Origin of the sequence: Streptomyces sp. IBSBF 2435 (genome assembly GCF_036815005.1) — a bacterium.
Lineage (GTDB): Bacteria > Actinomycetota > Actinomycetes > Streptomycetales > Streptomycetaceae > Actinacidiphila.
Map to the genome: position 1 here is coordinate 1 of NZ_JAJSYW010000087.1, position 26,799 is coordinate 26,799.

The following is a 26,799-nucleotide window of genomic DNA, read 5'->3' on the forward strand; positions in this document are numbered from 1 at the left end:
GGGCTGCGGGGGAGGGGCCGGCGGGCCGCGGCGGCGTCTTCGGGGCGGACGCGCCGGACGGGGAAGGGACCGGCGAGGCGTGCACCCCCCGCGCCACAGGACCCGCCGGGACCGGAGCCGGGGCCGCGGCCCCGGACGGCGTCGGCGCCGCACCCGGCGCCGCGCTCGGCGCGGCTGTCGGGGTCGGACCGGGAGCCGTGGGCGGCGGCACGGTCGTCGGTGCCGCGGTCGGTGCCGCGGTCGTCGGCGGCGCCGTCGGGGCCACCGTCACCGGCGGGTCCGGCGCCCCGCACCGGCCGCCGGTCCGCACCGTCAGCCGGCCGAGCGGCAGCAGCGGGGGCGAACCGGCCGGCCGCACCACGTGCGTGACGCGCCCGCCGGGTCCGCAGACGACCACCGAGATCCCGCATCCGCCGCCCGTGCGGGAACAGCCGATGGTCACCGCCACCCCGCCGGGGGCGGGCCGCGGCGTCGCCATCGCCTGTCCGGCGAGGACCACCAGCAGGGGCGCGGCCAGCCCGGCGGCGGCCGACCACCACCGCGTACGACGTACGGCTTTCACGATCATTACGGTAAATGCCGATATCCCACCTGGTCAGCCCAATGGACGACTATGGCGGGAAGTGCATACCGGCCCGCCGCCGCCGTTCGATTCACCGGCTCCCGCGGTCCGGCCGCGCAAGGCCGCGCTCTCGAACGCGCCACCCGCCGCCGCCCGCGCCATGAGCTGCTTCCAGCCATCCCGCCCGGCGGACCCCGCGCCCACCGCCCGCAGTGCGCCGTACGGGTCGGGCGCGGACGAAACATGGGAGACGTCAGGCGGTAACGGCGGGGGCCTTGTCAGAGTGGGGCGAGGGATTTACGTTCGTCGGACGGCGGGGATCTACGTGCGTAGAACCGGCGTGACGTCACGTCAGAGGAGCTGCTGCCATGAGCAATGTCGTGCGTGCCGCGCTGGTCCAGGCGACCTGGACCGGTGACACCGAGACAATGATCGCCAAGCATGAGGAACACGCCAGGGCCGCCGCCGCGCAGGGTGCGAAGGTGATCGGCTTCCAGGAGGTCTTCAACGCCCCCTACTTCTGCCAGGTGCAGGAGGCCGAGCACTACCGCTGGGCGGAGGCCGTGCCCGACGGGCCGACCGTGCGGCGGATGCAGGACCTCGCCCGGGAGACGGGCATGGTCATCGTCGTCCCGGTCTTCGAGGTCGAGCAGCCAGGGGTCTACTTCAACACCGCCGCCGTCATCGACGCGGACGGCACTTTCCTCGGCAAGTACCGCAAGCACCACATCCCGCAGGTGACCGGCTTCTGGGAGAAATACTATTTCAAGCCGGGCAATCTCGGCTGGCCGGTATTCGACACCGCGGTCGGCAGGATCGGCGTCTACATCTGCTACGACCGGCACTTCCCCGAGGGCTGGCGCGCCCTCGGCCTGGCCGGCGCCCAGCTCGTGTACAACCCCAGCGCCACCAGCCGCGGCCTGTCGGCGTATCTGTGGCAGCTGGAGCAGCCGGCCGCCGCGGTGGCCAACGAATACTTCATCGCCGCGATCAACCGGGTCGGCCGCGAGGAGTACGGCGACAACGACTTCTACGGCACCAGCTACTTCGTCGACCCCCGCGGCCAGTTCGTGGACGGCACCGCCTCCGACACCAAGGAGGAACTGCTCGTCCGCGACCTGGACTTCGGCCTGATCGACGAGGTGCGCAACCAGTGGGCCTTCTACCGCGACCGCAGGCCCGACGCCTACGGCGACCTGACGGAGGTCTGAGCCCATGGCCACCGAGACCGCGAACGCGCACGCGGCACTGCACGCCAGGCACCGCGCGGTGCTGCCCGACTGGCTCGCCACGTACTACGAGCGGCCGATCGAGCTGACGCACGGCGAGGGCCGGCATGTCTGGGACGCCGAGGGCAACCGCTACCTGGACTTCTTCGGCGGCATCCTCACCACGATGACCGCGCACGCCCTGCCGGAGGTCGCCGCTGCGGTCGCCGCGCAGGCCGGGAAGCTGCTGCACTCCTCGACGCTGTATCTGAGCAGCCAGGCCGTCGAACTGGCCGAGCGGATCGCCCGGCTGTCCGGCATCCCCGACGCCCGGGTGTTCTTCACCACCTCGGGCACCGAGGCCAACGACACGGCGCTGCTCCTGGCGACGGCCTACCGCGGCTCCAACCAGATCCTGGCGCTGCGCAACAGCTACCACGGCCGCTCGTTCAGCGCGATCGGCATCACCGGCAACGCGGCCTGGTCGCCCACCAGCCTGTCCCCGCTCCAGACGCTGTACGTGCACGGCGGTGTGCGCAGCCGCGGGCCGTACGCGCATCTGTCGGACGCCGAGTTCACCACCGCGTGCGTGGCCGACCTGGAGGACGTGCTCGGCCAGGCCGGCGGCAGGATCGCCGCGCTGATCGCCGAACCCGTGCAGGGCGTCGGCGGCTTCACGCTGCCGCCCGACGGGCTCTTCGCCGCCTTCAAGCAGGTGCTCGACCGGCACGGCATCCTGTGGATCACCGACGAGGTGCAGACCGGCTGGGGGCGTACCGGCGAGCACTTCTGGGGCTGGCAGGCGCACGGCAAGGCCGGGCCGCCGGACATCCTCACCTTCGCCAAGGGCATCGGCAACGGCATGTCGATGGGCGGTGTGGTGGCCCGTGCCGAGGTGATGAACTGCCTGACCGCCAACTCGATCTCCACCTTCGGCGGCAGCCCGGTCACCACCGCGGCGGCGCTGGCCAACCTCGGCTATCTCATCGACCACGACCTGCCGGGCAACGCGCGCCGGGTCGGCGGCCTGCTCAAGGCCAGGCTGGAGGCCGTCGGGGCCGGCCTCGCAGTGGTCCGCGAGGTGCGCGGGCGCGGCCTGATGCTGGGTGTCGAACTGGTCGTGCCCGGCACCGACGACCCCTCCTCGCGGGCCGCGGGGCTGGTCCTCGAAGCCGCCCGCGAGCACGGCCTGCTCATCGGCAAGGGCGGCAGGGCCGGCAATGTGCTGCGGATCGCGCCGCCGCTGTCGCTGACCGTCGCCGAGGCGGAGGAGGGCGCCGCCGCCCTCGAAGCGGCGCTGAAGGCGGCGCAGACCGCACTGGAGACCCCCGAGAACAGCAGCACGGAAGGCGCCACCGTATGAGCACCGGCACCCGCACCGTCATCCGCGGCGGCCTGGTCGTCACCGCCGCCGACGAGATGCACGCCGACGTACTGATCGAGGGCGGCAGGATCGCCGCGCTCGCCGCGCACGACAGCGACGCCGCGGCCGGCTGGACCGCCGACCGCGTCATCGACGCCACGGGGAAGTACGTCATCCCCGGCGGTGTCGACGCCCACACCCATATGCAGATGCCCTTCGGCGGCACCACCGCCGCCGACACCTTCGAGACCGGCACCAGGGCCGCGGCCTGGGGCGGCACCACCACCATCGTGGACTTCGCGATCCAGGGTGTCGGCGCCTCGCTGCGGGCCGGCCTCGACGCGTGGCACGCCAAGGCCGACGCCCAGTGCGCGATCGACTACGGCTTCCACATGATCGTCGCCGACGTCAACGACAAGACGCTCGCCGAGATGGACCTCCTGGTGGAGGAGGGCGTCACCAGTTTCAAGATGTTCATGGCCTACCCCGGGGTCTTCTACAGCGACGACGGCCAGATCCTGCGCGCCATGCAGCGCGCCTCGGACAACGGCGGCCTGGTGATGATGCACGCCGAGAACGGCATCGCCATCGACGTCCTGGTGCAGCAGGCGCTCGCCGCGGGGCGGACCGACCCGCGCTACCACGGCGAGGTGCGCCACGCGCTGCTGGAGGCCGAGGCCACCCACCGCGCCATCCAGCTCGCCCGGGTGGCCGGCTCGCCGCTCTACGTCGTGCACGTCTCCGCCGAGCAGGCCGTCGCGGAGCTGGCCGCGGCCCGCGACCTGGGCCTGCCGGTCTTCGGCGAGACCTGTCCGCAGTATCTGTTCCTGTCCACCGACAATCTCGCCGAGCCGGACTTCGAGGGCGCCAAATACGTGTGCAGCACGCCGCTGCGCCCGCGCGAGCACCAGGCCGCGCTGTGGCGCGGGCTGCGCACCGACGACCTCCAGGTGGTCTCCACCGACCACTGCCCGTTCTGCTTCACCGGGCAGAAGGAGATGGGCCGCGGCGACTTCTCGAAGATCCCCAACGGCCTGCCGGGCGTGGAGAACAGGATGGACCTGCTCCACCAGGCCGTCGTGGACGGCCACCTCACCCGCCGCCGCTGGATCGACATCGCCTGCGCCGCCCCGGCCCGGATGTTCGGCCTCTACCCGCGCAAGGGCACCATCGCCCCGGGCGCCGACGCCGACGTGGTCGTCTACGACCCGCACGCCGAGCAGACCGTCTCCGCGCGGACCCACCACATGAACGTCGACTACTCCGCCTACGAGGGCCGCCGGCTCACCGGCCGGGTGGAGACCGTACTGTCCCGCGGCGTCCCGGTGATCGAGCGGCAGGCCTACGTCGGCCGGGCAGGACACGGCCAATACACCCCGCGCGGCCTGTGTCAGTACCTCTGAGCACCCTCAAGCCCCCGTCACCCAGAAGGAGTGCGGCCATGGACTTCGGCCTCGTGCTGCAGACCGACCCGCCCGCGTCCGACGTCGTCGAGCTGATGCGGCGTGCCGAGCGCAACGGCTTCACCCACGGCTGGACGTTCGACTCCGCCGTGCTCTGGCAGGAGCCCTTCGTCATCCACAGCCGCATCCTGGACCACACCGAGCGGCTCACCGTCGGCACCATGGTCACCAACCCGGGCACCCGCACCTGGGAGGTGACCGCCTCCACCTTCGCGACCCTCAACTCGATGTACGGCAACCGCACGGTGTGCGGCATCGGCCGCGGCGACTCGGCGATGCGGGTCGCCGGGCGTCCGCCCAACACCCTGGCCAGGCTCGGCGAGGCCATCACCGCCATCCGCGACCTGGCCGAGGGCCGGGAGGCCGTGATCGACGGCACCGCGCTGCGGCTGCCGTGGGTCGAGGACGGCAGGCTGCCGGTGTGGATGGCCGCGTACGGCCCCAAGGCGCTCGCCATGGCGGGGGAGCGGGCCGACGGCTTCATCCTGCAACTCGCCGACGTCTACCTCACCGAGTGGATGGTCAAGGCGGTCCGCGCCGCGGCCGAGGCGGCCGGCCGCGACCCCGCGTCCGTCACCGTGTGCGTCGCCGCCCCCGCCTACGTCACCGCCGACGACTCGCCCGAGGCGCTGGCGCACGCCCGCGAGCAGTGCCGCTGGTTCGGCGGCATGGTCGGCAACCACGTCGCCGACCTGGTCGGCCGCTACGGCGAGCACTCGGGCCTCGTCCCCGACGAGCTGACCGCGTACATCAAGCAGCGGCACGGCTACGACTACGCCCACCACGGGCGCAGCGGCAACCCCGACACCGCGTTCGTGCCCGACGAGATCGTGGACCGCTTCTGCCTGATCGGGCCGCCGCCGGTCCACGAGGCCAAGCTCAAGGCCCTGCGCGACCTGGGCGTCGACCAGTTCGCGATCTACGACATGCACGACGCCAGGGAATCGACGATCGACGCGTACGGCGAGCTCATCATCCCCGCTCTGACGTGAGGTGTGTCCATGGCCATAGCCGAGAGCGCGGGTGACCGCGTCGAACTCCCCGCCGACGCGGCCCCGCCCGCGGGCCACTACGCCAACCCCGACCTGCTGCCCGTCCCCGTGGCCCACCGCACCTGGACCACGTACAACTTCTCCGCCCTGTGGGTCGGGATGGCGCACAACATCCCGTCCTGGACGCTCGCCTCCGGGCTGGTCGCGCTCGGCATGGACTGGAAACAGGCCGTGCTGACCATCGCCGTCGCCAATGTCGTCGTGCTGGCCCCGATGCTGCTCACCGGGCACGCGGGACCCAAGTACGGCATACCCTTCCCGGTCCTGGCGCGCGCGTCGTTCGGCCTGCGCGGCGCGAACCTGCCCGCGCTGGTGCGGGCCGCGGTGGCCTGCGCCTGGTTCGGCATCCAGACCTGGATCGGCGGCCAGGGCATCTTCGTCCTGCTCGACCGGGTGCTGCCCGGCGACTGGGCCGGCGCCCGGCACCTCGGCGGCTACCCGTGGCCGCTGTGGCTGTGCTTCGTGCTCTTCTGGGCCCTGGAGCTGGCCGTCATCGCCCGCGGCATGGACACCCTGCGCCGCTTCGAGAACTGGGCCGCGCCCTTCGTGCTGGTCGGCGCGGTCGTGCTGCTGATCTGGATATCGGTCAAGGCAGGCGGCCTCGGCCCGCTGCTCGACCAGCCCTCGCGGCTCGGCTGGGGCCGGCACTTCTGGAAGGTCTTCTTCCCCGCCCTGATGGGCATGATCGGCTTCTGGTCGACGCTGGCGCTCAACATCCCCGACTTCACCCGCTTCGGGGCCGGCCAGCGCGCCCAGGCCTGGGGCCAGTCGCTCGGACTGCCGACCACGATGACCGCGTTCGCCCTGCTGTCGGTGCTGGTCACCTCGGGCGCCCAGGCCGTCTACGGCACCGGCGACGCCACCTTGTGGGACCCGGTGGCGCTGGCCGCCAAGAGCCACAGCGACATCGGGCTCGTCTACGCCCTGCTGACCGTGCTCATCGCGACCGTCTCGGTCAACATCGCGGCGAATGTCGTCTCCCCGGCCTACGACCTGTCCCACCTGGCGCCGAGGTTCGTCAACTTCCGCACCGGCGCGCTCATCACCGGTGTCATCGGGGTGCTGCTCTTCCCGTGGAAGCTCATCTCGACCCCGGAGATCTACATCTACACCTGGCTCGGCGTGGTGGGCGGCGTGCTGGGGACCGTCGCGGGCGTGCTGATCGCCGACTACTGGATCATCCGCCGCACCGTGCTGCACCTGGGCGAGCTGTACGACCCGGCCGGCCGCTACTGGTACACCGGCGGCTGGAACTGGCGGGCGGTCGCCGCCTTCGCCGTCGGCGGCCTCCTCGCGGTCGGCGGCTCCTACTCCGCCCCGGGCGCCGGGCCCTTCCCCCGGCACGGCCTGATCCCGTTCCTCAAACCGCTGGCCGACTACGGCTGGGCGGTGGGCCTGGCCTCCTCGCTGCTGCTGTACGTGGCGCTGATGCGCACCGCACGGCCGGTGGAAGGAGCGGTCTGATTGGATGGCGTCATGGGCAACGAAGTCGGCGCGGCCGGACGGGTCGCTCCATGGTGTGAGGGCGGCTCGCGGTGAGGCGGGCCGTCGTCGCCGACGCGGTCGTCGTCGGCGCGGGACCCAACGGGCTGACCGCCGCGGTCGAACTGGCCCGCGCGGGCCTGAGCGTGCAGCTCTACGAGGCCGCCGACACCGTGGGCGGCGGGGCGCGCACGGAGGAACTGACGCTGCCGGGCTTCCGGCACGACCCGTGCTCCGCGGTGCACCCGTTCGGCATCGGCTCGCCCGCCTTCAAGGCGCTGCCGCTGGCCCGGCACGGCCTGGAGTGGCTGCAGCCCGAGGTGCCGATGGCGCACCCCTTCCCCGACGGCACCGCCGCGGTGCTCGGCCGTACCGTCGGCGAGACCGCCGCCTCGCTCGGGCCGCGCGACGCGGGCACGTACCGCAGGCTGATGGCGCCCTACACCGGCCACTGGGACGCGCTCGCGGCGGACTTCCTGCGGCCGCAGTGGGCCGGGATACCCCGCGACCCCTACCGCTTCGTCCGCTTCGGGCTGGCCGGGACCCCGCCGGCCGCGCTGCTGGCGCTGCGCTTCCGCGACGCCAAGGCCAGGGGGCTGATCGCCGGGCTCGGCGGGCACGCGATCTCCCGGTTGAGCCAGCCCTTCACCGGGGCGATGGCGATGCTGTTCGCGCTCGCCGCCCACGAGCGCGGCTGGCCGGTGGCCCGCGGCGGCTCGCAGGCGATCTCCGACGCGCTGGCGGGCTACCTGACCGAACTCGGCGGCGTCATCCGCACCGGGGTGACCGTGCGCAAGCTGGACGAGCTGCCGCCGGCCCGCGCCTACGTCTTCGACACCTCGCCGACCGCGCTGGCCAGGATCGCCGCCCTCGGTGACGTCTACCGCCGCTACCGCTACGGCCCCTCGGTCTTCAAGATCGACTACGCCCTTGACGGTCCTGTCCCGTGGACGGCGGAGCAGGCGCGGCGGGCCGGTACCGTGCACATCGGCCCGACCTGCACCGAGATCGGCGACGCGCTGAACCGGGCGGTCACCGGGCGCCCGCCGCACACCCCGTTCCTGATCACCTCGCAGCCCACCGTGGTGGACCCGTCGCGGGCGCCGGAGGGCAAGCATGTCTTCTGGGCCTACGGCCATGTCCCGCACGGCTGGCACGGCGACGCCACCGACGCCGTCGAGCGGCAGATCGAACGCTTCGCGCCGGGCTTCCGCGACCTGGTGCTGGCCCGCGCCGTCACCGGCCCGGCCGAACTCGCCGCCCGCAACGCCAACTACGTGGGCGGTGACGTGGCCTGCGGCGCCTTCGCGGGCCTGCAGAGCGTCCTGCGCCCGCGGCTCGCGGCGGTGCCCTACGCCACTCCGCGGCCCGGGGTCTTCCTGTGCTCGTCCGCGACCCCGCCGGGGCCCGGCGTGCACGGCATGAGCGGCCACCACGCGGCCCGCGCCGTCCTGCGGCACCTGCGGCGGCCGGCCCGCCGCTGACGCCGACGCCCGGCCCGGCGCCGTCCCCGCTCGCACGGGGTGGCGGCGCCGGACCGGGCGTCGGACGCGGTCAGGACGCGTACGGCGGCTGGCCGGGCTGCGGCGCGTAGGCCTGCGGGGCGGCGAAGCGGACCTCGGAGAGGGCCTTCTTGGTGATGACCTTCGAGAAGTAGCCGGTACCGAAGGCGATGCACAGCACGACGTACCAGAACTGCTCGGCGCCGGTCAGCTCCACCAGGCCGTACTCGCTGAGCGCCTTCTTCGCCGGGACCTTGGACAGGTAGGCGGCGCCGAAGTAGACGCAGCCGAGCACGTACCAGAACTTCTCCCACGAGGTGGACTGGCCGTTGCCGAGCGTCTGGGACTGGGACATGGGATAGGGGCCTTTCGGTGGAACGGAGCGGTGGGGACGGACAGCCCGGAAAACACGGCATGCGGCCGTCGCGGGCCGCGGTGGGTGTGGGGGGCGTGCCGAAGAAGCGGATCAAGCCGCAAGGCACCCATTCCTGCGAGCAGTTCGCGGGTGCCGAAACGGAAGCATAGGGGTAAAGGTTGCTCTGTGTCGCCGCTTTACGGCCCATTCACGGATCTTCCGCAGGACGTCACCCGTGACGAGCGCGGGTTGTCACCGGGGGGCAGGGAAACTAGGCTTACCCGCCGGTAAATTTACTCTGGAGTAAGGAAGGTGGCCGATGGCCGCACTGGACGATCTCGACCTGGAGACCCTGGACTTCGGCTCGGTCGAGCCCGACGAATTCGCCCGGATCGTCAAGGGCCTGCCCACCCGGCGCATCGCCGAGCTGATGAGCGGACCGCAGCGCCGCCGGGTGCTCGACGAGGTCTTCGGTCGGATGCACACGCTCTTCAAGCCCGACGCCGCCGCCGGCAAGGACGCGCTGATCCGCTGGCGCATCACCGAGGGCGACAGCGGCCCGGACGACGTCTACGAGACCCACATCGGCGGCGGCACCTGCACGGTGACCCCCGAGCGCACCGACCGCGAGCCGCAGCTCAGCCTCACCATGGCCGCGCCGGAATTCCTCAAGCTCGTGTCGGGCAACGCCTCGGGCCCCACCCTCTTCTTCACCCGCAAGCTCAAGGTCAAGGGCGACATCCGGCTGGCCGGCGGCCTCACCTACTACTTCGACATCCCCAAGCCCTGACGCCGCCCCTGGCCTCCAACCGGCCGCCCGCCCCCGGTCACCGGTCCTCGGTGACCGGGTGGCTGTCGACCAGCTCGGCGGGCCGGCCCGCGGCCAGTGCCGCCAGGGCCGCACGGATCCGGCCCGCCTGGCCCGGCGAGAAGTAGCGGTCCGCCTCGGCCGGGTCGATCAGCCTCCAGGAGTCCAACTCCGACTCCTGGAGGCGCACCGCGGCCAGCTGCTCGTCGGAGAGCACCCCGCCGTCGTAGAGGAAGCTCACCGACGGCGGCCGGCCGGGACCCGAGGACCAGTCGAGCACCAGCAGCGCGCCGGGCGCCACGTCGAGGCCGATCTCCTCCAGGGTCTCCCGGCGCGCGCCCTGCCGCGGTGTCTCGTCCTGGTCCGACTCGATCGTGCCGCCCGGCAGTGTCCACGTCCCGTCGTCGCGGTAGTTCGGCTCCACGATCAGGATCCGCCCGTCCGCCGAGCGGAACAGCATGCTCGCCCCGGCGAGGATCCTGGGAAGACTGGCGATGTAGCTGGCGAAGTCGGTCGTCATGCCGCCAACTTACGGCGCCGGGTGCCCCGACGCGCCGTATTCGGGTGATCACCGAGCGCGCTGCCGATGGGCACGCGGGCCGTGCCGGGATAGGGTCCGAACGGCGCGATGTTCCGTATCGGATGGAGAGGACGACATGTCCGAGACGACAAGGGTTTCGACGGGGCGCGTGCTGATCGCCGCCGACAAGTTCAAGGGTTCGCTGACCGCGGTGCAGGTGGCCGAGCACGTCAGGGCCGGGCTCCGCTCCGTCGTACCGGGCCTCGACGTCGCCGCGCTGCCGGTCGCCGACGGCGGCGACGGTACGGTCGACGCGGCGGTCGCCGCCGGCTTCGAGCGGCGCACGGTACGCGTCACCGGGCCGCTCGGCGAGCCCGTCGACGCGGCGTACGCGCTGCGCGACGGCACCGCGGTGGTCGAGATGGCCGAGGCGTCGGGCCTGCGGCACCTGCCGCCCGGGATCTTCGCGCCGCTCACCGCCACCACGTACGGCACCGGCGAGCTGCTGCGGGCCGCGCTCGACGCCGGGGCACGCACGATCGTGCTCGGCGTCGGCGGCAGCGCCACCAACGACGGCGGCGCGGGCATGCTCAGCGCGCTGGGCGCGCGGCTGCTCGACGCCGAGGGGGTGCCGGTCGCGCCCGGCGGCGGCGCGCTCGCCGGCCTGGCCACCGCCGACCTCGGCGATCTCGACCCGCGGCTGGCCGGCACCGACGTGGTGCTGGCCGGCGACGTCGACAACCCGCTGCTCGGGCCGAAGGGCGCGGTGGCGGTCTACGGCCCGCAGAAGGGCGCGTCCGCGTCCGACATCGCCGCCCTCGACGCGGCGCTCGGCCGCTTCGCCGAGGTGCTCGGCGCCACGGCGGAGGCCGAGGCGCCCGGGGCGGGCGCCGCGGGCGGCATCGGCTTCGGCGCGATGGTCGGCCTGCGGGCCGACTTCCGGCCCGGCATCGACGTGATGCTCGACGTCCTCGGCTTCGAGGCGGCGCTCGACGGCGCCACGCTGGTCATCACGGGTGAGGGTTCGCTCGACGAGCAGACGCTGCACGGGAAGGCGCCGGTGGGCGTCGCGCAGGCGGCCCGGGCGCGTGGGATCGACGTCGTCGCCGTCTGCGGCCGGCTCGCCCTACCCCCGGCCGATCTCGGCCGGGCCGGCATCCGCCGGGCCTACGCGCTTTCCGACCTGGAGTCGGATCCGGCCCGCTCGATGTCGGAGGCCGGCCCGCTCCTCGAACAGCTGGCCGCCCGCCTGGCCCAGGACTTCCTGACCTGACCCGGTGGCCCCGGGTGCCTCTGCGTAAGGGGGGCATCCCTCAGGGGCGCGGGGAACGGCGCGCAACCCACCACGACCGCCGTGTGCGAACGGACCGCAGGCCCTCAGGGGCGCGGGGAACGGCGCGACCAGCCCCCGCCGGGGGCGCGGGTCGTCACCGGCCCAGAGGGGCTGTTGCTGTCGCATCCGGACCACCGGCCGGTGGGTGGTTGCTCGCGCCGTTCCCCGCGCCCCCAAAAGAGTCGCGCGCCCGGGAGCGCAAAAGCCGCCGCGCCCTGGGGAGGCGTCCCCCGGACGCAGCGGCACCCTCACCCCGCGGCAGCGGATGGGTACCCACCGACGCGGTGGCAACCCCGCCCTGGGCTAGCGCAGCGCTGCGGCTCGGGCCTCGCGGCGGTTGGCGCGCATCGTGTTCACGCGACGGGTGGTCGCGAAGCAGGGGATCACCGCGGCGGCCAGGCACTGGAGCGCCGCGCCGGTCTGGAGCAGCTGGTGGCCGCCGGGGACGTCGAGCGTCCAGGCGGTCAGGCAGCCCATGCTGACCAGGATCCAGGCCAGGGTGAGGACGGCCAGCCGTCCGCGCGGCTTGGGGTACTCGACCCGGCTCACCATCAGCCAGGCCACGCCCACGATCGCCGCGATGGTCGGCACGAAGGGCAGTTCGAGCAGCACCACGGACACCACCGTCATCGCCCCGAAGGGGCTCGGCATGCCCTGGAAGACGCCGTCCCGCAGCGTCGTGCAGGAGAAGCGGGCGAGCCGCAGGACGACGGCCAGCACCACCAGCACCGCGGCGACCGCGGAGACCTTCCCGTGGGCGTCGTCGGCGACCAGCCCCCAGACGACCACGAAATACGCCGGGGCGAGCCCGAAGCTGATCAGGTCGGAGAGGTTGTCGAGCTCGGCCCCCATGGCCGAGCTGCGCAGCTTGCGCGCGACGAGCCCGTCGAAGAGGTCGAAGACGGAGGCGAGCAGCATCAGCGTGACCGCCGTGGCGGCGCTGTGCTTGGACATACCGCCGTCACTGGTGCCCATCAGGTGCGGCACCAGGACCCCGGTGGTGGTGAAGTACACCGCCATGAAGCCGCAGATCGCGTTGCCGAGGGTCAGCGCGTCGGCGATGGACAGCCGGGTCGACAGGGGGAGGTCGTCGACCTCGTCCTGGAGTTCGGTCACCCAGGTGGACTGCGCCGTATCCGGATCAGTCACGGTCAAGGCGTGTCACCCCAGCCGTGGTGGTCTGTCCGACCTCGACACCCGCTTCGATCCCGGCCGGCAGGTACACGTCGACCCGGGAGCCGAAGCGGATCAGCCCGATCCGGTCGCCCTGCTCGACCTTGCAGCCGCGCGGCACGTACGGCACGATCCGCCGCGCGACCGCTCCGGCGATCTGCACCATCTCGATGTCGCCGAGCTCGGTGTCGAAGTGCCAGACCACCCGCTCGTTGTTCTCGCTCTCCTTGTTGAACGCCGGTACGTACCCGCCGGGGATGTGCTCGACGGAGGAGACCGTGCCGGTCAGCGGCGCCCTGTTGACGTGCACATTCAGCGGGCTCATGAAGATCGCGACGCGGGTGCGCCCGTCCTTCCACGGCATGACGCTCTGGACCACGCCGTCGGCCGGGCTGATCACCCGGCCGTCGGTGATCTCCCGCTCAGGGTCGCGGAAGAACCACAGCATCCCGGCCGCGAGCGCGGTGGCGGGGACGGCCACGGTTGCCCAGCGGCCGGACTGGCGCGCCTTGGCGAGGGAGACCGCCGCGGTGGCCACGGTCGGGAGGAGCCACGGTGATGCGCCACGTGCGAGGCGGACCCGGCCGCGTGGAGCAGGGGAATGGCTGTGGGGCATGGAAGACCTTCGTAGCGGAGGGTGCCGCGAATTACTTCTGGGGACGGCGGCTTTGACTCGATGGTATCGGCTGACACCGGCAACTGGGCAAGCGCAAGGGCGAGTCGGTGGCTGGTTCCGGTGCTTTGACTCATGACACAGTGTGACGTTCGCCTCGGATAAATCACCGCGAATGCGGACATTATCCCTTGATCCGGTACTCCTCCAACAGCCGCCTGCCGATGATCATTTTCTGAATCTCTGCGGTTCCCTCGCCGATCAGCAGCATCGGCGCCTCACGGTACAGCCGCTCGATCTCGTACTCCTTGGAGAAGCCGTAGCCGCCGTGGATGCGGAAGGCGTCCTCGACGACCTCCTTGCAGAACTCGGCCGCCAGATATTTCGCCATTCCGGCCTCCAGGTCGTTGCGCGCGCCGGAATCCTTCTTGCGCGCGGCATTGACCATCATCTGGTGCGCGGCCTCCACCTTGGTGGCCATTTCGGCGAGCTTGAACTGGATCGCCTGGTGCTCCGCGATGGCCTTGCCGAAGGTGTGCCGCTGCTGGGCGTAGGAGATGCCGAGTTCGAAGGCGCGCCTGGCCACACCGCAGCCACGGGCGGCCACATTGACCCGGCCCACCTCGACGCCGTCCATCATCTGGTAGAAGCCGCGCCCGCTCGTGCCGCCCAGCACGCGGTCGGCGGGCACCCGTACGTCCTCCAGGATCAGCTCGGTGGTGTCGACGCCCTTGTAGCCCATCTTGTCGATCTTGCCGGGCACGGTCAGCCCCGGGACCGCGGGGTTGGCGCCGAAGCCAGGCTCCTTCTCGATCAGGAAGGTCGTCATCGACCGGTGCGCGGGCGCCTCGGCCGGCTGCCCCTCGTCGGTGCGGCACAGCACCGCGACCAGGTTCGACGAGCCGCCGTTGGTCAGCCACATCTTCTGCCCGTTGACGACATATCCGTCCCCGTCGCGTACGCCCTTGGTGCGGATCGCCGACACGTCGGAACCGAGGCCCGGCTCCGACATCGAGAACGCGCCGCGCACCTCGCCGGCCGCCATGCGCGGCAGGAAGTGCTCCTTCTGCTCCCGCGTGCCGTGCTGCTTGATCATGTAGGCGACGATGAAATGTGTGTTGATGATGCCGGACACACTCATCCAGCCGCGGGCGATCTCCTCCACGACCAGCGCGTAGGTCAGCAGTGATTCCCCGAGGCCGCCGTACTCCTCGGGGATCATCAGGCCGAAGATGCCCAGTTCCTTCAGGCCCTCGACGATCTCGGTGGGATATTCGTCGCGGTGTTCGAGAGCGGTGGCGACCGGCAGGATCTCCTTGTCCACGAAGCTGCGGACGGTGGAGAGGATCTCCCGCTGGATGTCGGTCAGTCCGTCGGTCTGCGCGAGTCGGTCGGCCATCGGCTCAGTTCCCCTCCGGCTGCGGGCGGCCGGGCTGTTCCCCGCCGCGCTGCTCGATGTACGTGGCGGTCGGCACCATCACCTTGCGGCGGAAAACGCACACCAGGGTGCCGTCCTGGTTGTGGCCGCGGGTCTCGACCTGGACGATGCCGCGGTCGCTCCTGGACTTCGACGGCCACTTGTCGAGCACCGTCGTCTCGCCGTAGACCGTGTCGCCGTGGAAGGTCGGCGCCACGTGCCGCAGCGACTCGACCTCCAGATTGGCGATCGCCTTGCCCGACACATCGGGCACCGACATGCCGAGCAGCAGTGAGTAGACGTAGTTCCCGACCACCACATTGCGGCCGAAGTCGGTTCCCTTCTCGGCGTAGTTGGCGTCCATGTGCAGCGGGTGGTGATTCATGGTGAGCAGGCAGAAGAGGTGGTCGTCGTATTCCGTGACCGTCTTTCCCGGCCAGTGCTTGTACACGGCACCGACCTCGAACTCCTCATACGTGCGGCCGAACTGCACAGTCATACCTCCAGCTTGTTCGCGAGCCGGATCTCGTCCACGATCCGGCCGATGATCCCGGTGATACCGAAGTCCTTGGGTGTGAACACCGCCGCCACACCGGCCGCCCGCAGGGCGAGCGCGTCCGCGGCCGGGATGATGCCGCCGACGACCACGGGGACGTCCTCCACCCCCGCCCGGCGCAGCCGCTCCAGTACATCGGGCACCAGCGCGGTGTGCGACCCCGAAAGGATCGACAGGCCCACGCAGTGCACGTCCTCGGCGACCGCCGCGGAGACGATCTGCTCGGGGGTCAGCCTGATCCCCTGGTAGACCACCTCGAAGCCGGCGTCCCTGGCGCGTACCGCGATCTGCTCGGCGCCGTTGGAGTGCCCGTCGAGCCCCGGCTTGCCGACCAGCAGCCGCAGCCGCCCGCCGCCCAGCTCCTTCGCGGTGTCCGCGACCTTGCGGCGTACGTCCGCCAGCGGGCCGCCGTCCCGCGCCGCCACCGCGACCGGCGCGCTGCCGACCCCGGTCGGCGCGCGGTATTCGCCGAAGACGTCGCGCAGCGCCCAGGACCACTCACCGGTCGTGACGCCCGCCCGCGCGCAGTCCAGCGTCGCCGCCATCAGGTTCTCTCCGCCCGCCGCCGCCGACCGCAGGGCGCCGAGCGCGGCCTGCGCGCGCGGCTCGTCCCTGGCCCGCCGCCAGTCGTGCAGCGCGGCCACCACCCGGGCCTCGTTGGCCGGGTCGACCGTCATGATCGCGGTGTCCAGGTCGGCGGTCAGCGGGCTGGGCTCGGTGCTCTCGTGGATGTTGACGCCGACGATCTGCTCCTCGCCCGACTCGATCCTGGCCCGCCGGGCGGCGTGCGAGGCCACCAGCTCCGACTTGAGGTAGCCGGACTCGACGGCCGCCATCGCGCCGCCCAGCTGCTCGATGTGCGCGATCTCGGCGGTCGCCCGCTCCACCAGCTCCGCGACCTTCGCCTCGATCACATGGCTGCCCTCGAAGATGTCGGCGTATTCGAGCAGGTCGCTCTCGTGCGCGAGCACCTGCTGTATCCGCAGGCTCCACTGCTGGTCCCACGGCCGCGGCAGGCCCAGCGCCTCGTTCCAGGCGGGCAGTTGGACGGCCCGGGCGCGGGCGTCCCTGGACAGCGTCACGGCCAGCATCTCCAGCACGATCCGCTGGACGTTGTTCTCCGGCTGCGCTTCGGTCAGACCGAGCGAGTTGACCTGCACTCCGTAGCGGAAGCGCCGCTGCCTGGGGTCCTGGACGCCGTAGCGCTCCCGGGTGACGGTGTCCCAGATCCGGCCGAAGGCGCGCATCTTGCACATCTCCTCGATGAAACGCACACCGGCGTTGACGAAGAAGGAGATCCGGCCGACCACCTCGCCCCTGCGCTCCTCGGGCACCTGCCCGGACGCGAAGACCGCGTCGAGCACCGCGACCGCGGTGGACATCGCGTAGGCGATCTCCTGCACCGGCGTGGCCCCGGCCTCCTGCAAGTGGTAGCTGCAGATGTTGATCGGGTTCCACTTGGGCATGTGGTGGACGGTGTACGTGATCATGTCCGTGGTCAGCCGCAGCGACGGCACCGGCGGGAAGACATGCGTACCGCGGGACAGGTACTCCTTGACGATGTCGTTCTGGGTGGTGCCCTGGAGCGCGGCGATGTCCGCCCCCTGCTCCTCGGCGACCACCTGGTAGAGCGCCAGCAGCCACATGGCGGTGGCGTTGATGGTCATCGAGGTGTTCATCCGCTCCAGCGGGATGTCCTGGAACAGCCGCCGCATGTCACCGAGATGCGCGACCGGCACCCCGACCCTGCCGACCTCGCCGCGAGCCAGCACATGGTCGGCGTCGTAGCCGGTCTGGGTCGGCAGGTCGAAGGCCACCGACAGGCCGGTCTGGCCCTTGCCGAGATTGCTCCGGTAGAGCGCGTTGGACGCCTCGGCGGTGGAGTGTCCCGCGTAGGTCCGCATCAGCCACGGCCGGTCCCGCTCGCGGGGCCCGCCCGCCCGGGGCGACGCCATCAGATGTCCCGGAAGCGGTTGATGGCCGGCAGGTGCCGCTCGCGCATCGCCGGATTCGTCACGCCCAGGCCCTCCTCGGGTGCCAGCGCCAGGACGCCGACCTTGCCGTGGTGCCGGTTGCGGTGGACGTCGTACGCGGCCTGGCCGGTGTCCGCCAGGCGGTAGGTGCGCGACAGGGTGGGGTGGATACGGCCCTTGGCGACCAGCCGGTTGGCCTCCCACGCCTCGCGGTAGTTGGCGAAGTGCGAGCCGACGATCTTCTTGAGGCTCATCCACAGATACCGGTTGTCGTACTCGTGGGTGTAGCCGCTGGTCGAGGCACAGGTGACGATGGTGCCGCCCTTGCGGGTGACGTAGACCGAGGCGCCGAAGGTCTCCCGGCCCGGGTGCTCGAAGACGATGTCCACGTCCTCGCCGCCGGTCAGTTCGCGGATCCGGCCGCCGAAGCGCTTCCACTCCCGGGGGTCCTGGCTGTGCTCGTCGCGCCAGAACCGGTAGCCCTCGGCGCTGCGGTCGATGACCGCCTCCGCGCCCATCCGGCGGCAGATCTCCGCCTTCTCCGGGCTGGACACCACACAGACCGGGGTGGCGCCGCCTGCCAGCGCGAACTGGGTGGCGTACGAGCCGAGTCCGCCGCTCGCGCCCCAGATCAGCACATTGTCGCCCTGCTTCATGCCGGCGCCGTTGCGGGACACCAGCTGCCGGTAGGCGGTGGAGTTGACCAGGCCGGGGGCGGCGGCCTCCTCCCAGCTCAGGTGCTCCGGTTTGGGCATCAGCTGGTTGGACTTGACCAGGGCGATCTCGGCCAGGCCGCCGAAGTTGGTCTCGAAGCCCCAGATCCGCTGCTCCGGGTCGAGCATGGTGTCGTTGTGGCCGTCGGCCGACTCCAGCTCCACGCTCAGGCAGTGCGCGACGACCCGGTCGCCGGGCTGCCACTTGTTCACCCCGGGGCCGGTACGCAGCACGACGCCCGACAGGTCGGAGCCGATGACGTGGTAGGGCAGGTCGTGCCGCCTGCCGAGCGGCGACTGGCGGCCGTAGCGCTCCAGGAAGGCGAAGGTCGACACCGGTTCGAAGATCGAGGTCCAGACCGAGTTGTAGTTCACCGAGCTGGCCATCACCGCGACCAGGGCCTCGCCGGGGCCGATCTCCGGCACCGGCACCTCGTCCAGGTGCAGCGAGCTGCGCGGGTCCTTGTCCTTGGTGGCGAGGCCGTCGAACATCTGCGCCTCGTCCTTGTGCACGGTGACCGCGCGGTACGACGCGGGCAGCGTGAGCGCCGCGAAGTCGGCGGCCGTAGTGTCCGGCGCGAGGACGGCGTCCAGGATTTCCTTCATATGACTCGCCTCCGGCGAAGCGTTTCCCGCATGTGCGGCCGGGTCCTTCTCGGTGGACGCGGCAACGCGTACGGGGAGCGCGGGGGTCGGGATGGGATGGAGGTGCCGTCGTCGGTCCGGCGGGGAGCTGGCGGTGGAGCGAAGGAGCCGCGCGGTGGCGCGGAATGCCTGTGACGCAGGCGTCCGGGCCTCGGGGACAGCCGGCCTGCGGGGGATCACCGCATGCCGTCCGCCCGGACTGTGGATACCGTATGGCACCGCGTGCCAGTCGTAAAGACACTGCGTGCCATTTTCTTCCGAGTGTCACCCCGGTGCCGGGAACGGGCAACAGCGGCCACCCGGGGGACGGGTGGCCGCCGCTGAGGCACGGAGGGGGACGCCGAGGTGGCGCAGGGCCGCTGCTGACGTGCGGTGGAAGGGCGCCGAGGTGGCGGCTGACGCGCCGCCGGGGTGGCGGGTGGGGAGGCGGCACCTGGCGGCGGGGCGCCGCTGCGGTGGTGCCGGCCGGGCGCTCAGGCCTTGCGCAGCGCCTCTTCGATGCTGCGCAGGATCTGGGCGGGGGAGGCGTCGGTGCGGGCCACCGCGACCACCACCTCGCCGTGCCGGGACACCGTCGCCGGGGTCGCCGACGACGCCCTGGACGGTATCCGCCCGGCGCCGATGCCCGTACCGAAGGTCGCCTTGATCACGTCGAAGGCGTGGTCGAGCTGCGCCTCCACGTCGCCCTTGCCGTCCGCCCGCAGCCAGCGGCGCAGCACGTGGTTGTGCGCGGCGACCACCGCGGAGGCGGCGACCTCGGCGAGCAGCGGGTCGTCGTCGCCGTAGCCCTGCGCGCCCTCGTCGAAGTGGCCCAGCAGATAGCGGGTGAACAGCCGCTCGTAACGGGCCACCGAAGCGATCTCGCGCTCCCGCAGCGTCGGCACCTCCCGGGTCAGCCGGTAGCGCTCCACCGACACCTCGGGCAGGTGCGCGTACATCCGCAGCACCTCGGTGATTCCGCGGCAGACCGTGTCGAGCGGGTGCTCGTGCGGGTCCGCGGAGTCCAGTACGGCCTGGACACGGACCAGGGTGTCGTCGTGGTCGGGGAAGATCGCCTCTTCCTTGGACCGGAAGTGCCGGAAGAAGGTCCGCCGCGCCACGCCGGCCGTCGCCGCGATCTCGTCGACAGTGGTCGCCTCGTAGCCCTGCGCCGCGAAAAGGTGCATCGCGGCCGCCGCCAGGTCCTGTCGCACACGGTGCCGCTGGGCGGCGGCGCGGCGTACGGTCGCGGTCTCGGGGGTACCGGGCTTCGCGGACTGGGACATGTGGGGAACGTAACACGGCGGACCGCCCCGTCCGGCGGCCGGGGGAAAAACACCCCAGCTCGCCGCACGGGCTGCCGGCCGGTCGGCCGGCCGCTCAGCGCCGGGCGTACTCGCGGAAGCCTCGGCCGGTCTTCCGGCCGAGGCAGCCCGCCGACACCAGGTGTTCGAGCAGCGGCGCGGGGGCCAGGCCCGGGTCGCGGAATTCCCCGTGCAGCACCTGCTCGATCGCCAGCGACACATCGAGCCCGACCACGTCGAGCAGTTCGAAGGGTCCCATCGGATAGCCGCCGCCGAGCTTCATCGCCGCATCGATCGCGTCCACGCTCGCGTAATGGTCCTGCACCATCTTCACCGCGTTGTTCAGGTACGGGAAGAGCAGCGCGTTGACGATGAAGCCCGCCCGGTCGCCGCAGTCCACCGGGTGCTTGCGCAGGGCGCCGCACACCTGGTGGACGGTGGCCCGCACATCGGCCGCGGTGAGCACGGTGTGCACCACCTCGACCAGCTTCATCGCGGGCGCCGGGTTGAAGAAGTGCATCCCGACGACGTCCTGCGGGCGTTCCGTGGCCCTGGCGACGGCTACCACCGGCAGCGAGGAGGTCGTGGTGGCCAGCACCGCTCCCGGCCGGCACACCTTGTCCAGGATCCGGAAGAGCTGCTGCTTGGCGAGAAGGTCCTCGGCGACCGCCTCGACCACCAGGTCGGCCTGCGCGAAGGCGTCGTAGGAGGCCGCGGGCGTCACCAGGGCGACGGCCGCGTCACGCTGCTCCGCGCTGAGCCGTCCCCGCGCCACCGAGCGGTCCAGCGAGGCCGCCATTCGCGCCACCGCGTGCTCGGCCTTCTCCGGGCTGCGCGCGGCCAATTGCACCGGGAAGCCCGCCCTGGCGAAGACCTCGGCAATACCCGCCGCCATGGTGCCGGATCCGGCGACGCCGACGCTGCGGACCGTACGGGGCTCCGCTTGCGTTCGGCCGCCCGCCGGGGTCTGCGCGTCCGGGACCACCGTCGAGCTGCCGGGCGCCTCGTAGCTGTAGAAGCCGCGCCCCGACTTGCGGCCGAGCAGCCCGGCCGCGGTGAGCTGGCGCAGCACGGGCGCGGGGGCGTGCAGCCGGTCCTTGCTGGCCTCGTACATGGCGTCGAGGACGGTGGTCGCGGTGTCCACCCCGACCAGGTCGAGCAGTGCCAGCGGTCCCATCGGCAGGCCGCAGCCCAGCCGCATCGCCGCGTCGATGTCCTCCCTGGTGGCATAGCGCGCCTCGTACATGGCGGCGGCCTGGTTCAGATACCCGAACAGCAGCCCGTCCGCGATGAATCCGGGCCGGTCGCCGACCGCCACCGGCTCCTTGCCGAGGCTGCGCACCAGCGCGGTCACGGTCGCGGTCGTCTCCGGCGAGGTCAGCACGGTGGACACCACCTCGACCAGCTTCATGGCCTGTGCGGGCGCGAAGAAGTGCAGGCCGAGCACCCGGTCGGGACGGCCGGTCCCGGCCGCGAGACGGGTCACCGACAGCGCGTTGGTGCCGGTGGCCAGGATCGCGCCGGGCCTGACGATCCGGTCGAGCGCGGTGATCACGTCCCGCTTGGTGTCGTAGCGCTCGTCCACCACCTCGATCACCAGGTCGGCCGCCGCGGCGGCCCGCAGGTCGCGGAAGGTGCGGAAGCGGGCGAGCGTGTCGGCGCGCTCGCCCGGGGTGCCGCGACCGCGCTCCACCGCGCGGGCGGTGGAGCGCTCCAGCGCGGTGACCGCGCGGCGGGCGGCGGCGTCGTCGAGGTCGACGCCGATCACCTCGTGGCCCGCCCTGGCCATGACCTCGGCGATACCGGTGCCCATGGTGCCCAGGCCGATCACGGCGATGACGTACGGGGGGGTGACGGCGGCTTCGGGGGAGGGCGCCGCGGACGGTGCTGCGGCTGCGGAGGGACGGTCCATCGCGTGACTCCAGACGCTGAGGAGACCGGGCGCGTACGGGCGCGCGCGGCCGGAAAGGGTGAGGCGGAGTCGCGGGCCGGTCGCCGGGATGTGCGCGCCCGCGTGAACAACCGGCCGGCCCTGTCCCGGGGCCGCGCCGCGATGATGCCGAACCGACGTGGTGGTGCGAGTGCGCGGCGGCTGCGTCACCAGGCCGCCGTGCACGGTGCTTTCGAGGGTAACTGGCGGGTAACTTCCGCGCCACCCCCGCGCGCATGTGATCTGCGCCGCCGACAGATGAGCGCGAAGGGCGTCAGGGCGGGCGCCGATGCGGGTGCGGCGACCCGTGCGGGTGGTCTGCCGGCCGTACGCCCCCGTGGAGTACGGCCGGCAGAAAGGTGCGGCGGCGCGCGGCGCCGTCAGAGCAGGGTGAGCTGGGTGTCCCCCGGGTCCGCGGGCCGCTCGGGGCCGGCTTCCGGCGCTCGCGGGTCCGCCGCCGGGGTCTGCGCCTGCTCCTGTGCTCGCCGGAATCCGGGCCTGCGGGCCGGGCCGCAGCCGAACTCGGCGGCGAATTCGTGCACCTGGCGGGTGACCCGGCGCTGATACCACGTCGGCGCGTAGGACCCGCCCGCGTACATCGCCTCGTAGCGCCGTACGAGATGCGGGTGGTTGCGGGCCAGCCACGCCATGTACCACTCCCGGGCTCCGGGGCGCAGATGCAGCACCAGCGGGGTGACCGACCCGGCGCCGGCCGCCGCGATGGCGCGGACGGTGGCCCGCAACTGCTCGGGTGAGTCGCTGAGGAAGGGCAGCACGGGGGCCATCAGGACCGAGGACGGTATGCCGTTCTCACTGAGGGTGCGGCAGACCGCCAGGCGCGTCTGCGGGGAAGGCGTGCCCGGCTCCACGCTGCGCCACAGCTCGCCGTCGAGGAAGCCGACGGACAGTGCGATGGACACCTCGGTCACGCGCGCGGCCTGCCGCAGCAGTTCGAGATCGCGCAGGATCAGCGAGCCCTTGGTGAGGATCGAGAAAGGATTGGCGCGGTCCCGCAGTGCCGCCAGGATGCCGGGCATCAACTGATAGCGGCCCTCCGCCCGCTGATAACAATCGACGTTGGTGCCCATCGCGACATGCTCGCCCTGCCAGCGCGGCGCGGCCAGTTCGCGGCGCAGCACCTCCGCGGCATTGGTCTTCACCACGATCTGGCTGTCGAAGTCGTGTCCGGTGTCCAGGTCCAGATAGCTGTGCGTCTTGCGAGCGAAGCAGTAGACGCAGGCGTGACTGCACCCGCGGTAGGGGTTGACGGTCCACTCGAACGGCATCCGGGACGCGCCGGGCACCCGGTTCAGGATCGAGCGGGCCCGCACCTCGTGGAAGGTGATGCCGCGGAATTCGGGGGTGTCGAAGCGCCGGGTGACCGCGTCGGTGCCGAAGAGCGCGGCCGTGGCGTCGTCCCGGCCCAGCTGGTCCCAGCGCATCGCGCCCTCCTTCGGTCGTCCGGTGTGCCGTCTCCCTCCACAATAGAACACAGATTCGAAAAGCGGGTGTGGTTGGCTTGGGCGGCGCGTGAACAACGTGCACGGACACGGACCGAGGAGAATTCATGGCGCTCGTCGAGGCCACCACGGAGCGGATCGTCGCGGCGGAGCCGGAGCGGGTGTACGACGCCCTCGCCGACTACGCCGGCACCCGCGGCCGGGTGCTCCCTGAGCAGTTCAGCGAGTACGAGGTGCGCGCCGGCGGCACCGGCGCGGGCACCGTCGTGCACTGGAAGCTCCAGGCCACGAGCAAGCGCGTACGCGACTGCCTGCTCGACGTCACCGCCCCCGCGGCGGGGCAGCTGGTCGAGACCGACCGCAATTCCACGCTCGTGACCACCTGGACGGTCACCCCCTCGGGTGAGGGCGGCAGCAAGGTGGTCGCCGCCACCCACTGGCAGGGCGCGACCGGCGTCGGCGGCTTCTTCGAGCGCACCTTCGCCCCCAAGGGTCTCGGCCGTATCTACGACGCGATCCTCGCCGGGCTCGCCGCCGAGGTCGAAGGCGGTGCGCCGCAGGCATAGGGCCTGGCGCGCCGTCACCCGGTCGGTTTCATGGTTTTTCACTGATACGGGTGGTTTTGCCTACTTCCTGAGAATCGCCGCGCCGCTGCTTCGTTGTCGCCTCATGCGGGAGACGGTGGCGCAGCAGGTGCGACGAGGGGAGTGAAGGGTGGCTGGCAGCACGCTGACCGACCGGACGGCGGTACCGACCGGGGGCGGAGGCGGGTGCGGAGGCGGCGACAGCGGCCGGGGCGCGGGCATCGCCCCGGCCGGAGGCGTCGCACTCGCGCCCGCTTCCGCCGGCGGCACGCAAGCGCCAGCCACCGAAGCCGATCTGACGCCCCGCCGGATCCGGCTGATCTTCGTCGGCCTGATGCTGGCACTGCTGCTGGCCGCCCTCGACCAGATGATCGTGGCCACCGCGCTGCCGAAGATCGTCGGCGAGCTGCACGGCCTCGACCAGATGTCCTGGGTCGTCACCGCGTATCTGCTGGCCTCCACCATCGGCCTGCCCATCTACGGCAAGCTCGGCGACCTCTTCGGCCGCAAAGGCGTCTTCCAGTTCGCGATCCTGACCTTCGTCGCGGGCTCCGCGCTGGCCGCCTGGTCGCGCTCCATGGACGAGCTGATCGCCTTCCGCGCGGTCCAGGGCATCGGCGGCGGCGGGCTGATGATCGGCGTGCAGGCGATCATGGCCGACATCGTCCCGCCCCGCGAACGCGGCCGGTACATGGGCCTGATCGGCGCCGCCTACGGCCTCGCCTCGGTCGCGGGGCCGCTGCTCGGCGGCTTCTTCACCGACCACGCCTCCTGGCGCTGGTGCTTCGCGATCAACATCCCCTTCGGCCTGGTCACCCTGCTCGTGATCACCCTGGTCCTGAAGCTCCCCAAACCCACCGCCCGCCCCCGGCTCGACATCCTCGGCGCCCTGCTGCTCGCCGCCGGCTCCACCTGCCTGGTGCTGGTCACCACCTGGGGCGGCTCCAAGTACGGCTGGCAGTCCCGGGAGATCCTCGGCCTGGGCGCGGCGGCGATCGGCTGCGCCCTGCTCTTCGCGCTCGTGGAGCGCTTCGCCGCGGAACCGGTCATCCCGCTGCGGCTGTTCCGCGACGGCGTCTTCAACGTCACCGCGCTGATCGGCTGCGTCGTCGGTATCGCCCTGTTCGGCGCGGCCAGTTACCTGCCGACCTTCCTCCAGATGGTCGACGGGGCCAGCGCCACGGGCTCGGGGCTGCTGATGCTGCCGATGATGCTCGGCGTCGTGGCGGCGTCCATCGCCGGCGGCCAGCTGATCAGCCGCACCGGACGGTACAAGATCTTCCCGATCGTCGGCTGCGCCCTGTCCGCGGTCGGGATGTGGCTGCTGTCGCTGCTGGACGCCGACACCCCGCAGCTCACCTACAGCGTCTACATGGCCGTGCTCGGCCTCGGTATCGGCCTGGCGCTGCCGGTCCTGGTGCTCGCCGTGCAGAATTCGGTGCGGCCCGCCGACATCGGGGCCGCTACCAGCGCCAACAACTACTTCCGGCAGATCGGCGGGTCGGTCGGCGCGGCTGTCTTCGGCACGCTGTTCGCCGACCGGCTCGGCAAGCGGCTGGCCGTCGAACTGCCGCACGGCGCCCATCTGCCCGACCCGCAGTCGGTCACCCCGCAACTTGTCCGCACTCTGCCCGCGGCGGTGCGCGACGGATATGTGCAGGCGTACGCCGACGCCATGCCGCGGATCTTCCTCTACCTGGTGCCGGTGCTCGTCCTCGGCCTCCTCTTCGCCTTCCTGCTCAAGGAGAAACCCTTGGTCACCCAGCACGGCCCCGGTGCCGCAGCCACGACCGCGTACGACGCCCCCACGGCCGACCACTTCGACGGCGGCGCGCCCGACGCGTCACTGCCCGGTGCCCGGCGGATGTCCTCCCACAAGCACGGCGGCGTCCCGGTCTGCGGCACCGTCCACCACTCCGACGGCAGCAGTGTCGGGCGGGCCGCGCTCACCCTGATCGACATCACAGGGCGGCAGATCGGCCGCGGCGCCACCACGGAGGACGGCCGTTACGCGCTGAGCACTCCGGGCGCCGGCAGCTACGTCCTGATCGCCGCGGCCGGCGGCCACCAGCCGCAGGCCGTCAGCGTCACCGTCGGCGACCACCCCGTCGACCTCGACGTGGTCCTCGGCGGTGCGGGCCGGCTGGCCGGAGCGGTACGCACCGCCGACGGCACGCCGGTACGGGACGCCATCGTGACCCTCACCGATGTGCGCGGCGACGTCGTGGCCACCGCCCGCAGCGGCCGCGAGGGCTCCTACGTCCTGGCGGAACTGGTCGCCGGCGAATACACCCTGGCCGCCAGCGCCCCCGCCTACCGCCCGGCCGCCCTCCCGGTCACCGTGCAGGCCTCCCGGGAGACCCGCCAGGACGTCGAACTCGCCGGCGGCGCGGTCCTGCGCGGCACCGTCCGCGCGCCCGGCGGCCGCCTGGTGGAGGACGCGAGGGTCACCCTCCTGGACGCCGCGGGCAATGTCGTCGACTCGGTCACCACCGGCTCCGACGGCCACTTCCGCTTTGTCGACCTCGCGGCCGGTGAGTACACCGTCATCGCGGCGGGGTACCCGCCGGTGGCTACCGTTCTGCAGGTCGCGGGTGGTGGCCGCACTGAACGCGACCTCCAACTCGGCCACGCCGACTAGCCCCTCCCCGGGGGGTGCCCCGCCCGACCCGCATCTTCCGCCGGGGGCGCCCTCCGGACCCGGGCCCCGCCTCGGGGGGTGCGCACCCAGGGGCGGGCCCTGCCCCTGTCTCTTATAAACATATAACACCCCACCAGACTTAGGTGTGAATCTGGGTTTGCGG

General features: G+C 72.0%; 22 protein-coding genes. 10 read left to right on the forward strand and 12 right to left on the reverse strand.

All coding sequences use genetic code 11. The features are described 5' to 3' along the window. A partial coding sequence (locus V7E46_RS18430; RefSeq protein ID WP_333769433.1) for a hypothetical protein occupies positions 1-562 on the reverse strand: 562 nt, incomplete at its 3' end. Between the two features lie 368 nt (positions 563-930). On the opposite strand from V7E46_RS18430, the gene V7E46_RS18435 reads away from it, so the two are divergent. The 6 genes from V7E46_RS18435 to V7E46_RS18460 all read left to right on the forward strand — a co-directional run bounded on the left by V7E46_RS18435 (position 931) and on the right by V7E46_RS18460 (position 8,614). Beyond that, complete coding sequence (locus tag V7E46_RS18435; RefSeq protein WP_333769434.1) at positions 931-1,773, forward strand: nitrilase-related carbon-nitrogen hydrolase; 843 nt, start codon at positions 931-933, stop codon at positions 1,771-1,773. A gap of 4 nt (positions 1,774-1,777) precedes the next feature. Beyond that, complete coding sequence (locus tag V7E46_RS18440) at positions 1,778-3,133, forward strand: aspartate aminotransferase family protein (protein WP_333769435.1); 1,356 nt, start codon at positions 1,778-1,780, stop codon at positions 3,131-3,133. Beyond that, complete coding sequence (gene hydA, locus V7E46_RS18445; RefSeq protein ID WP_329173543.1) at positions 3,130-4,536, forward strand: dihydropyrimidinase; 1,407 nt, start codon at positions 3,130-3,132, stop codon at positions 4,534-4,536. The genes V7E46_RS18440 and hydA overlap by 4 nt, the downstream gene beginning before the upstream one ends. Positions 4,537-4,574: 38 nt before the next feature. Beyond that, complete coding sequence (locus V7E46_RS18450) at positions 4,575-5,588, forward strand: TIGR03842 family LLM class F420-dependent oxidoreductase (protein ID WP_333769436.1); 1,014 nt, start codon at positions 4,575-4,577, stop codon at positions 5,586-5,588. A 9-nt stretch (positions 5,589-5,597) separates the two neighbouring features. Further along, a complete protein-coding gene (locus tag V7E46_RS18455; protein WP_333769437.1) occupies positions 5,598-7,112 on the forward strand; it encodes an NCS1 family nucleobase:cation symporter-1 in 1,515 nt (504 codons plus the stop codon). Positions 7,113-7,183: 71 nt separating this feature from the next. Further along, positions 7,184-8,614 carry a phytoene desaturase family protein gene (locus V7E46_RS18460; RefSeq protein WP_333769438.1) on the forward strand — a complete coding sequence of 477 codons (1,431 nt, stop codon included), beginning with the start codon at positions 7,184-7,186 and terminating at the stop codon, positions 8,612-8,614. Positions 8,615-8,684: 70 nt separating this feature from the next. Here the strand turns inward: V7E46_RS18460 and V7E46_RS18465 are convergent, their stop codons facing one another. Then, the gene (locus V7E46_RS18465; protein WP_329173537.1) at positions 8,685-8,987 is read right to left on the reverse strand and encodes a hypothetical protein; all 303 of its coding nucleotides are present in this window, start codon (positions 8,985-8,987) and stop codon (positions 8,685-8,687) included. Positions 8,988-9,306: 319 nt separating this feature from the next. Here V7E46_RS18465 and V7E46_RS18470 point away from each other — a divergent pair, with 319 nt between their 5' ends. After that, positions 9,307-9,777 (forward strand): SCP2 sterol-binding domain-containing protein, encoded by a 471-nt coding sequence (locus tag V7E46_RS18470; RefSeq protein ID WP_329173535.1) that lies wholly within the window; start codon positions 9,307-9,309, stop codon positions 9,775-9,777. Between the two features lie 37 nt (positions 9,778-9,814). Here V7E46_RS18470 and V7E46_RS18475 read toward each other — a convergent pair whose 3' ends face one another. Further along, on the reverse strand, positions 9,815-10,315 hold the full coding sequence (locus tag V7E46_RS18475) for an NUDIX hydrolase (RefSeq protein WP_329173533.1): 501 nt from the start codon (positions 10,313-10,315) through the stop codon (positions 9,815-9,817). A 136-nt stretch (positions 10,316-10,451) separates the two neighbouring features. On the opposite strand from V7E46_RS18475, the gene V7E46_RS18480 reads away from it, so the two are divergent. After that, entirely contained in the window at positions 10,452-11,588 is a 1,137-nt protein-coding gene (locus tag V7E46_RS18480; RefSeq protein WP_333769439.1) for a glycerate kinase, read from the forward strand. A 363-nt stretch (positions 11,589-11,951) separates the two neighbouring features. Here the strand turns inward: V7E46_RS18480 and pssA are convergent, their stop codons facing one another. The 9 genes from pssA to V7E46_RS18525 form a co-directional block, all read right to left on the reverse strand. Then, positions 11,952-12,803 (reverse strand): CDP-diacylglycerol--serine O-phosphatidyltransferase, encoded by an 852-nt coding sequence (gene pssA, locus V7E46_RS18485; RefSeq protein ID WP_329173530.1) that lies wholly within the window; start codon positions 12,801-12,803, stop codon positions 11,952-11,954. After that, complete coding sequence (locus tag V7E46_RS18490; RefSeq protein ID WP_329173529.1) at positions 12,790-13,437, reverse strand: phosphatidylserine decarboxylase; 648 nt, start codon at positions 13,435-13,437, stop codon at positions 12,790-12,792. Before V7E46_RS18490 ends, pssA begins: the two co-directional genes overlap by 14 nt. Positions 13,438-13,618: 181 nt before the next feature. Next, the gene (locus V7E46_RS18495) at positions 13,619-14,833 is read right to left on the reverse strand and encodes an acyl-CoA dehydrogenase family protein (RefSeq protein ID WP_333769440.1); all 1,215 of its coding nucleotides are present in this window, start codon (positions 14,831-14,833) and stop codon (positions 13,619-13,621) included. Between the two features lie 4 nt (positions 14,834-14,837). Then, positions 14,838-15,344 carry a MaoC family dehydratase gene (locus V7E46_RS18500; protein WP_329182260.1) on the reverse strand — a complete coding sequence of 169 codons (507 nt, stop codon included), beginning with the start codon at positions 15,342-15,344 and terminating at the stop codon, positions 14,838-14,840. A gap of 2 nt (positions 15,345-15,346) precedes the next feature. After that, entirely contained in the window at positions 15,347-17,362 is a 2,016-nt protein-coding gene (locus V7E46_RS18505; RefSeq protein ID WP_333769441.1) for a protein meaA, read from the reverse strand. Further along, positions 17,362-18,699 (reverse strand): crotonyl-CoA carboxylase/reductase, encoded by a 1,338-nt coding sequence (ccrA, locus tag V7E46_RS18510; protein WP_333769442.1) that lies wholly within the window; start codon positions 18,697-18,699, stop codon positions 17,362-17,364. Before ccrA ends, V7E46_RS18505 begins: the two co-directional genes overlap by 1 nt. A 512-nt stretch (positions 18,700-19,211) precedes the next feature. Further along, positions 19,212-20,003: a TetR family transcriptional regulator gene (locus V7E46_RS18515; protein ID WP_333769443.1), complete on the reverse strand. Its 792-nt coding sequence runs from the start codon at positions 20,001-20,003 to the stop codon at positions 19,212-19,214. A 94-nt stretch (positions 20,004-20,097) separates the two neighbouring features. Next, positions 20,098-21,933, reverse strand: coding sequence for a 3-hydroxyacyl-CoA dehydrogenase family protein (locus V7E46_RS18520; RefSeq protein WP_333769444.1), 1,836 nt, complete (start codon positions 21,931-21,933; stop codon positions 20,098-20,100). A gap of 398 nt (positions 21,934-22,331) precedes the next feature. After that, complete coding sequence (locus V7E46_RS18525) at positions 22,332-23,393, reverse strand: Rv2578c family radical SAM protein (protein WP_333769445.1); 1,062 nt, start codon at positions 23,391-23,393, stop codon at positions 22,332-22,334. 125 nt (positions 23,394-23,518) lie between these two features. On the opposite strand from V7E46_RS18525, the gene V7E46_RS18530 reads away from it, so the two are divergent. Both V7E46_RS18530 and V7E46_RS18535 read left to right on the forward strand, forming a co-directional pair. Beyond that, positions 23,519-23,977 (forward strand): SRPBCC family protein, encoded by a 459-nt coding sequence (locus V7E46_RS18530; protein WP_329173518.1) that lies wholly within the window; start codon positions 23,519-23,521, stop codon positions 23,975-23,977. Between the two features lie 148 nt (positions 23,978-24,125). Further along, positions 24,126-26,636, forward strand: a complete 2,511-nt coding sequence (locus V7E46_RS18535; RefSeq protein ID WP_443054233.1) for an MFS transporter — start codon at positions 24,126-24,128, stop codon at positions 26,634-26,636. The last annotated feature ends 163 nt before the right edge of the window (positions 26,637-26,799 follow it).

What these genes read in the sequence shown, in the direction of transcription:
- V7E46_RS18490 (WP_329173529.1), bottom strand. Translation starts at nt 13,437, where the DNA reads ATGCCCCACAGCCATTCCCCTGCTCCACGCGGCCGGGTCCGCCTCGCA.
- V7E46_RS18475 (WP_329173533.1), bottom strand. Translation starts at nt 10,315, where the DNA reads ATGACGACCGACTTCGCCAGCTACATCGCCAGTCTTCCCAGGATCCTC.
- V7E46_RS18495 (WP_333769440.1), bottom strand. Translation starts at nt 14,833, where the DNA reads ATGGCCGACCGACTCGCGCAGACCGACGGACTGACCGACATCCAGCGG.
- V7E46_RS18480 (WP_333769439.1), top strand. Translation starts at nt 10,452, where the DNA reads ATGTCCGAGACGACAAGGGTTTCGACGGGGCGCGTGCTGATCGCCGCC.
- hydA (WP_329173543.1), top strand. Translation starts at nt 3,130, where the DNA reads ATGAGCACCGGCACCCGCACCGTCATCCGCGGCGGCCTGGTCGTCACC.
- ccrA (WP_333769442.1), bottom strand. Translation starts at nt 18,699, where the DNA reads ATGAAGGAAATCCTGGACGCCGTCCTCGCGCCGGACACTACGGCCGCC.
- V7E46_RS18530 (WP_329173518.1), top strand. Translation starts at nt 23,519, where the DNA reads ATGGCGCTCGTCGAGGCCACCACGGAGCGGATCGTCGCGGCGGAGCCG.
- V7E46_RS18470 (WP_329173535.1), top strand. Translation starts at nt 9,307, where the DNA reads ATGGCCGCACTGGACGATCTCGACCTGGAGACCCTGGACTTCGGCTCG.
- V7E46_RS18450 (WP_333769436.1), top strand. Translation starts at nt 4,575, where the DNA reads ATGGACTTCGGCCTCGTGCTGCAGACCGACCCGCCCGCGTCCGACGTC.
- V7E46_RS18465 (WP_329173537.1), bottom strand. Translation starts at nt 8,987, where the DNA reads ATGTCCCAGTCCCAGACGCTCGGCAACGGCCAGTCCACCTCGTGGGAG.
- V7E46_RS18505 (WP_333769441.1), bottom strand. Translation starts at nt 17,362, where the DNA reads ATGGCGTCGCCCCGGGCGGGCGGGCCCCGCGAGCGGGACCGGCCGTGG.
- V7E46_RS18525 (WP_333769445.1), bottom strand. Translation starts at nt 23,393, where the DNA reads ATGCGCTGGGACCAGCTGGGCCGGGACGACGCCACGGCCGCGCTCTTC.
- V7E46_RS18520 (WP_333769444.1), bottom strand. Translation starts at nt 21,933, where the DNA reads ATGGACCGTCCCTCCGCAGCCGCAGCACCGTCCGCGGCGCCCTCCCCC.
- V7E46_RS18440 (WP_333769435.1), top strand. Translation starts at nt 1,778, where the DNA reads ATGGCCACCGAGACCGCGAACGCGCACGCGGCACTGCACGCCAGGCAC.
- V7E46_RS18515 (WP_333769443.1), bottom strand. Translation starts at nt 20,003, where the DNA reads ATGTCCCAGTCCGCGAAGCCCGGTACCCCCGAGACCGCGACCGTACGC.
- V7E46_RS18435 (WP_333769434.1), top strand. Translation starts at nt 931, where the DNA reads ATGAGCAATGTCGTGCGTGCCGCGCTGGTCCAGGCGACCTGGACCGGT.
- V7E46_RS18455 (WP_333769437.1), top strand. Translation starts at nt 5,598, where the DNA reads ATGGCCATAGCCGAGAGCGCGGGTGACCGCGTCGAACTCCCCGCCGAC.